General features: G+C 43.8%; 6 protein-coding genes. 5 read left to right on the top strand and 1 reads right to left on the bottom strand.

Annotated features, from left to right (window positions below):
• The first annotated feature begins 102 nt into the window (after positions 1-102).
• The 5 genes from HPY74_20205 (at position 103) to HPY74_20185 (ending at position 3,224) form a co-directional block, all read left to right on the top strand.
• Entirely contained in the window at positions 103-537 is a 435-nt protein-coding gene (locus HPY74_20205; GenBank protein ID NSW92931.1) for a hypothetical protein, read from the top strand.
• A gap of 102 nt (positions 538-639) precedes the next feature.
• Positions 640-1,125 carry a hypothetical protein gene (locus tag HPY74_20200; GenBank protein NSW92930.1) on the top strand — a complete coding sequence of 162 codons (486 nt, stop codon included), beginning with the start codon at positions 640-642 and terminating at the stop codon, positions 1,123-1,125.
• Between the two features lies 1 nt (position 1,126).
• Positions 1,127-1,567, top strand: a complete 441-nt coding sequence (locus HPY74_20195; GenBank protein ID NSW92929.1) for a MaoC family dehydratase — start codon at positions 1,127-1,129, stop codon at positions 1,565-1,567.
• Positions 1,568-1,582: 15 nt separating this feature from the next.
• Positions 1,583-2,683 (top strand): alpha/beta fold hydrolase, encoded by a 1,101-nt coding sequence (locus tag HPY74_20190; GenBank protein NSW92928.1) that lies wholly within the window; start codon positions 1,583-1,585, stop codon positions 2,681-2,683.
• 304 nt (positions 2,684-2,987) lie between these two features.
• Complete coding sequence (locus HPY74_20185; protein NSW92927.1) at positions 2,988-3,224, top strand: ATP-binding protein; 237 nt, start codon at positions 2,988-2,990, stop codon at positions 3,222-3,224.
• A gap of 19 nt (positions 3,225-3,243) precedes the next feature.
• Here HPY74_20185 and HPY74_20180 read toward each other — a convergent pair whose 3' ends face one another.
• Entirely contained in the window at positions 3,244-3,681 is a 438-nt protein-coding gene (locus HPY74_20180) for a universal stress protein (protein NSW92926.1), read from the bottom strand.
• Positions 3,682-3,898: the final 217 nt, after the last annotated feature.

The following is a 3,898-nucleotide window of genomic DNA, read 5'->3' as shown; positions in this document are numbered from 1 at the left end:
TTGGCGAATATTTAACATGAGACCTCACACTCCTTTAGTTTGACTTTGGGTGTTTTTTTGGGCGAGGTCTCATTTCTTTTTCAGGGGGCTGATCCCCTTCTGGTGCCTACTGAAATTTTACTCGGCCATGGGAAAATGGATGAAAAGAACAGCCGCGCTTCTTGGGTTGACGAAATTGTAGGGAGAAATATGGCTTTGGTGTCAGAAATGAATGAAAAGATGTGGAACATGATGATGGCAACTTTAGGCGGCTTTTCGTGGCTAAATGAACAATGGGAAAAGATTGCACAGACCTATATTGAACAGAGAAAAAACATGAGGCAGGAATATGTAAAATTAGCTGAACAGATAACGGAAAAAATGCGTGATAACTTTAAAGAAGTAGAAGGGTTGGTCAAGGAAACGGCCACAGCTACTACAAAAAACATCCCTTCCATTCCTGGTTTTATATCATATCAGGAATTAGTAAAAAAAGTGGAAGAACTTGCGAAGAAGGTAGAAGAAATATCCTCTAAAGAGGATACGAATTCGAAATAAGAATCTTATCAAGTATTTTAAACAGTGGTGTGAAAGGGCTGTGCCTTTGCGGGGCACGCTTTCTTTTATAGCAGTAAAACGCAGATGAGGGGGATGCCTTTCATGAGTTTTAATGAGGAAAATAAACAGCAAGAAATGAAAATACCAAACCCCTTTGAAATATGGAAAAAAATGTATTTTGCTACTGAAGAAGCAATAAGTTCCACAGTACGTGAAGCTATTGCTACTCAGAGCTTTGCCCGAATGATTGACAGCATGTTGGAAAACTACCTTGTTTTCCACAAGCTGTACACTGAGACGACCGAAAAATGGGCGGAGGCTTTTCCATTTGCTACTAAACAAGACGTGGCCAGGGTAGCAGAGATCGTAGTTGCTTTGGAAGATAAGATCGATAAGATTGACCTTATGTTGCAAGAAAAAAATCAAAGTCTTAATGAAATCAGAACTGCTATTACCAACCTGGGAAAATTAGCTAGTGATATTATGGCATTGTCATCACAGGAAAGTGCTTTTAAGGCAAGTAGTTATAAGAGCAAGAAGAAAGAGTCATCAGCCAGTAAGAATAGTCCAGATGTAAAGGAGGAATAAAATGCAGGGTTATACTATAGACAGGCTTAAGATTGGAGATAAGGGTTGGCTCGAAAAGACTATTACGGAAACTGATGTTTATAACTATGCCGGTATCACTGGTGATTTCTCCCTGGTCCATGTTAACGAGGCCCGGGCTAAACAAGGGAGATTTGGCAGAAGAGTTGTCCACGGTATGCTCCTAATGGGCCTTATATCTGCGGTTATCGGCACGCAGATGCCGGGTACAGGGACAATATATGTTTCTCAGGTTGTAAAATTTTTAAAGCCGGTATTTTTCAATGATACTATCAGAGCAGAGGTCGAAGTCATCGGAATCGACGCAGAGCGTGAACGAGTCAGGCTTAAGACTACCTGCACCAACCAGGATGGACAATTAGTGTTGACCGGAGAAGCAGAGGTAATTCCTCCTACAGATGAAGTATTGGCAAGACTCGGTTAACGTGAGGTGGAAACGATGAAATATACTATGCGGGCAAAATCACCGACAGAAATTGGGGCTTTGCTGCAGGAAGGCCAGGAACGCTGGCTGCAGGTAACAAAAAGATGGCTGGAAATCCTGACCCTGGATCCTCGTCCTCAGACAGGATGTACTCCAAAAGATATAATATGGCGTAAAAATAAATCCAAGCTTTACCACTATCATTCTTCAGTAGGCAGAAAATACCGTACTCCAGTGTTGTTCATCTATGCATTAATCAATCGGGCTTATATTTTGGACCTAACTCCCGGTATGAGCATAGTTGAGTATCTGGTGGATGATGGTTTCGATGTTTATATGCTGGAGTGGGGTGATTTCAACTGGGAAGACCGCAACTTGTCCTTTGCTGATCTCGTTTTTGATTACATAGCTCAGGCGGTAAAAAGAGTGACTGCCGAGGCGGAATCTGAAAACTTGACTATTATTGGTTACTGTATGGGTGGTACTATGGCCACCATGTATACAGCGCTTTTTGAGAAACCAAGGGTACAAAACCTGATTTATATTGCGACACCTGTTGATTTTACCGATGCTGGTATATCCAGTATTTGGCTGGCAGCCCCGGCTTTTAATGCGGATAGAGTGGCTGACACCTTTCAACTTATTCCCCGGGATTTCATTGATATGGGAACCAGGATGTTAAACCCAGTCAATAACTATTTAGGAACATACACTCGTTTGTGGAAACTCTTGGACGAGGGTTTGTCCGTTCACTCCTGGAAGGTTTTGAACAAGTGGATGAGCGACGGAATCAACTTCCCGGGAGAAGCTTACCGGCAGTGGATAAAGGAATTCTATCAGGAAAATCGTCTAGTCAAGAACCAGATCGTCTTAAGGGGCCGGACTGTCCACCTGCAGCGGATCAAGTCGAACCTTTTGGCCTTGGTGGGACAGCGGGATCACATTGTTTTGCCGCATCAGACGGCAGCAGCATTGGAGTACCTTGGTAGCCGTGAAAAAACCTATCTGGAATTTCCAGTCGGCCATGGGGGACTGGTCTTCGGCAAAGCGGCTCGCGAACAGGTGTTTCCTACTGTGGCTGAGTGGTTGCGAAACCGATCAGAGAAACTAAACTGATCAACCACTGCATATTCCAACCCATTATCAGTGATATATCGCATTGGCCAGAGCCAAAGCCGCTGGTGTTTCGTGGCCGCTGCCAGAGGAGATGACCGAGACTAGGTTTGAAAAACTGCTTTTCCCCTCCAGTCAGGCGAAGGTAAATCAGCCAGCTCAACCTGATTGGGCAATGATTCATCTGGAAATGCGGCGCAATGGGATGACCCTCCAGTAGTTGTGGCTGGAATACAAACAGAATAATCCATCAGGCTATCAGTACAGCCAGTTTTGCGATCTTTACCTCATCACTGGTTCAACCGGGATGGGAAAAACCTATCTTGCTTGTGCTCTGGGAAATACCGCCTGTCGGCAGGGACTGTCTGCCCATTATTTTTGGCTGCCCCGCTTATTGTCTGACCTGGCCATTGCCCGTGGGGATGGCTCATATTCCTGCTTCCTCAGACAGTTAGCCAGAACAGACCTGTTGTTCCTTGATGAGTATTGGCTTCCCCGTTCACCGAAAGTCAAGCTGGAGAATTGTGAAGCCTCTCCCACCTGAAGTGGTGGGAGAGGCTTTGCTATGGTTTAACTACCAGCACAGGGCAGGAAGCAAACTGTATAACCCGGTTACTAACGCTGCCGATTAGAATGTCGGCGAAGGGGTTTAGTCCTCTGCTGCCTACAACTACAAGATCATAACCTTTTTTTGACCATTCAAGAATTTGTTCAGCTTGATTGCCAAAATCGATGACGTAGTTAACGTTCTCCTTTGAGCCCAAAATTTCTTTAGCCGCATCAAGTATTTTTTGTCCTGCTTGACGAAGTTCTTCTCGGATCTCATTCCTTCGAGTTGTACCTGCTAAGGCATAATAACTATTAACTTCTTTAACATAGGCCCCTACATATAGGACTGTGACATTCTTGGCCGTTCCTGTGTCTAACATTTGTCTCACCAAATGAATTGCGTTTGTCGCTGCGGTTGAACCATCCACGGCTAGTAAAACCTTGTTAAACATATTAACCGTTCCTCCCTCCATTAAATTAATAATATTTACATTTTTATTATAACAGAAGTTATGCAGTGAAGTAATTAATACCGATATGCAACCGTGTAAAATTTCAGTAGGTACTGGGAAGGAATCAGCCTCCTGAAAAAAGAAATGAGACCTCGCACACAAGAAAACACCCCCAACAAAATGTAAGGAGCGTGAGGTCTCATCATGTTAAATATTC

This window comes from Bacillota bacterium (assembly GCA_013314855.1).
Lineage (GTDB): Bacteria > Bacillota > Clostridia > Acetivibrionales > DUMC01 > Ch48.
The sequence above is the reverse complement of the archived record's forward strand: the minus strand, read 5'-3'. Positions and strand labels throughout refer to the sequence as shown.

Bases quoted from the DNA above. Each gene is read 5' to 3' on its own strand.
- HPY74_20200 (NSW92930.1), top strand. From the start codon at position 640: ATGAGTTTTAATGAGGAAAATAAACAGCAAGAAATGAAAATACCAAAC.
- HPY74_20185 (NSW92927.1), top strand. From the start codon at position 2,988: ATGGGAAAAACCTATCTTGCTTGTGCTCTGGGAAATACCGCCTGTCGG.
- HPY74_20180 (NSW92926.1), bottom strand. From the start codon at position 3,681: ATGTTTAACAAGGTTTTACTAGCCGTGGATGGTTCAACCGCAGCGACA.
- HPY74_20195 (NSW92929.1), top strand. From the start codon at position 1,127: ATGCAGGGTTATACTATAGACAGGCTTAAGATTGGAGATAAGGGTTGG.
- HPY74_20190 (NSW92928.1), top strand. From the start codon at position 1,583: ATGAAATATACTATGCGGGCAAAATCACCGACAGAAATTGGGGCTTTG.